Genomic DNA, 1,923 nt, shown 5'->3' with positions numbered 1-1,923 from the left:
GCTGCTCGTCGCGATCGCGCCGACCGCGACGATCGCGTCCATCGCGGGCTGCTACGAGTGCATCGAGCCGCAGGTGTCCAACCTGTTCAAGCGCGTGGCACGTCCGCGCCCGGGGCGGTCAGCCGAACTGGCCGGGCTCGTAGGAACCGGCGGGCTGCCGGGTGATGACGTTCAACCGGTTCCAGGTGTTGATGAGGGCGATGAGCGACACCAGGGTGGCGAGCTCCTCCTCGTCGTAGTGCTTGGCCGCGTTCTCCCAGACCTCGTCGGAGACGCCGGCGCCGTCGGCGAGGCGGGTGCCCTGCTCGGCCAGCTCCAGGGCGGCGCGCTCGGCGTCGGTGAAGACGGTGGCCTCACGCCAGGCCGCGACCAGGTTGAGGCGCACCGAGGACTCGCCCTCGTGGACGAGGTCCTTGCTGTGCATGTCGACGCAGAACCCGCAGCCGTTGATCTGACTGGCGCGCAGCTCCACCAGGTGCAGCGTCGTGGAGGGCACCGTCGAGCCCGAGACGACCTTGGCCGCCGACAGCAGGTGCTTCATGAACTTTCCGCCGGAGGCGGTGCCGTAGTAGTCGAAACGGGGGTTCATAGTGATCTCCTTGCCGTGTGGAGGGTGACGCCAGGTTGACGGGGCGGTGCCCCGGGTTGTGACGGCCTCCCGGGAGTGACTCCGCTCACCTCGGCGGTCCGGGCGGGAATCGGGCGCGCGGCTGGGAACATGGGGGCCATGACGAGGACGATCGAGGAGCCGCGGAACGCGCGCAGCCGGCGTTCCCGGACGGCGCTGCTGCGGGCGGCGCGCGAGCTCGTCGAGGACCACGGGATGGCGGCCACGACGATGGCGGCCGTCGCCGAGCGCGCCGGTGTCTCGCGGCGGGCCGTCTACCTGCACTTCGCGTCGCGCGCCGACCTGATCAGCGAGCTGTTCGACCACGTCAACGAGGTCGAGGACCTGCGAGGGCGGTTCGCCGCCGTCGGCGAGGCGCCCGACGCGGTGACCGCGCTGGAGATGTTCGCGCGCCGGCACGCCGAGTTCATGGCGCGCGTCCTCGCGGTCGCGCGGGCGGTGGAGCGCGAAGCGGGCAGCGACCCGGACGCGGCCCGGCACTGGGAGGCCGCCATGCGCCGGCGGTACGACAGGAACCGCACGCTGATCCTGCGGCTCGACGAGGAGGGCGTGCTCGCCCCCGGCTGGACGGTCGACACCGCCACCGACATGCTCCTCGCGCTGGTCGCCAACGGGGTGGTCGGGACGCTGCTCGACGACCGCGGCTGGAGCCCCGGCCAAATCGGCGACCACATGGCGCTGTTGCTGCGCTCAACCTTCGTAACGGGCGGGTAAGACCACCCCACTACCCCCGTTCGGGGGTGGCGTGGGTCACCCGGATGGCCAACCATCCTTCTGACCGGGGTGTCCGTGCGGCTACGAGGGAGAAGACCATGCCCGCAGTCGAGTTCCGCGCGGCGCGCGACTTCCTGCTCGCGCATCGCGACGACTACGCGACGGCGTACGAGAAGTTCCGCTGGCCGGTGCTGACCGGTTTCAACTGGGCGCTGGACTGGTTCGACAAGATCGCCGAAGGGAACGACTCGCCCGCGCTGTGGATCGTCGAGGAGGACGGCGCCGAGGCCCGGTACTCCTTCTCGCAGATGGCGCGGCGGTCGAACCAGGTCGCGAACATGCTGCGGCGGGCGGGGGTGCGGCGCGGCGACCGGATCATCCTGATGCTCGGCAACCAGGTGGAGCTGTGGGAGACCGTGCTCGCGGCGATGAAGCTCGGCGCGATCATGATCCCGTGCACGCCGCTGCTCGGCACGGCCGACCTCCAGGACCGGCTGACGCGCGGGAAGGCCCGGCACGTGGTGACCGCCTCGTCCGAGACCGGGAAGTTCGACGGCGTCGAGGGCGAGTACACGCGGATC

3 protein-coding genes and 1 pseudogene are annotated in these 1,923 nt (G+C 71.0%); 3 read left to right on the top strand and 1 reads right to left on the bottom strand.

What is annotated here, in order from left to right; genetic code table 11:
* Position 1 precedes the first annotated feature (1 nt).
* A pseudogene (locus tag AB0C69_RS41795) lies at positions 2-85 on the top strand (hypothetical protein); the annotation flags it as partial.
* A gap of 33 nt (positions 86-118) precedes the next feature.
* Here the strand turns inward: AB0C69_RS41795 and AB0C69_RS41790 are convergent.
* Positions 119-589: a carboxymuconolactone decarboxylase family protein gene (locus tag AB0C69_RS41790; RefSeq protein WP_345180354.1), complete on the bottom strand. Its 471-nt coding sequence runs from the start codon at positions 587-589 to the stop codon at positions 119-121.
* Positions 590-727: 138 nt separating this feature from the next.
* Between AB0C69_RS41790 and AB0C69_RS41785 the strand changes: the two genes are divergently transcribed.
* Together AB0C69_RS41785 and AB0C69_RS41780 are read left to right on the top strand one after the other, a co-directional pair.
* Positions 728-1,342 (top strand): TetR/AcrR family transcriptional regulator, encoded by a 615-nt coding sequence (locus AB0C69_RS41785; RefSeq protein WP_360362369.1) that lies wholly within the window; start codon positions 728-730, stop codon positions 1,340-1,342.
* A 98-nt stretch (positions 1,343-1,440) separates the two neighbouring features.
* Positions 1,441-1,923, top strand: a 483-nt coding sequence (locus tag AB0C69_RS41780; protein WP_360362367.1) for an AMP-binding protein, incomplete at its 3' end; no start/stop codon positions are given.

This window comes from Actinomadura sp. NPDC048032, assembly GCF_040653175.1.
GTDB lineage: Bacteria > Actinomycetota > Actinomycetes > Streptosporangiales > Streptosporangiaceae > Spirillospora > Spirillospora verrucosospora.
This window is presented reverse-complemented; position numbering and strand designations above follow the sequence as displayed.

What these genes read in the sequence shown, in the direction of transcription:
- AB0C69_RS41790 (WP_345180354.1), bottom strand. Translation starts at nt 589, where the DNA reads ATGAACCCCCGTTTCGACTACTACGGCACCGCCTCCGGCGGAAAGTTC.
- AB0C69_RS41785 (WP_360362369.1), top strand. Translation starts at nt 728, where the DNA reads ATGACGAGGACGATCGAGGAGCCGCGGAACGCGCGCAGCCGGCGTTCC.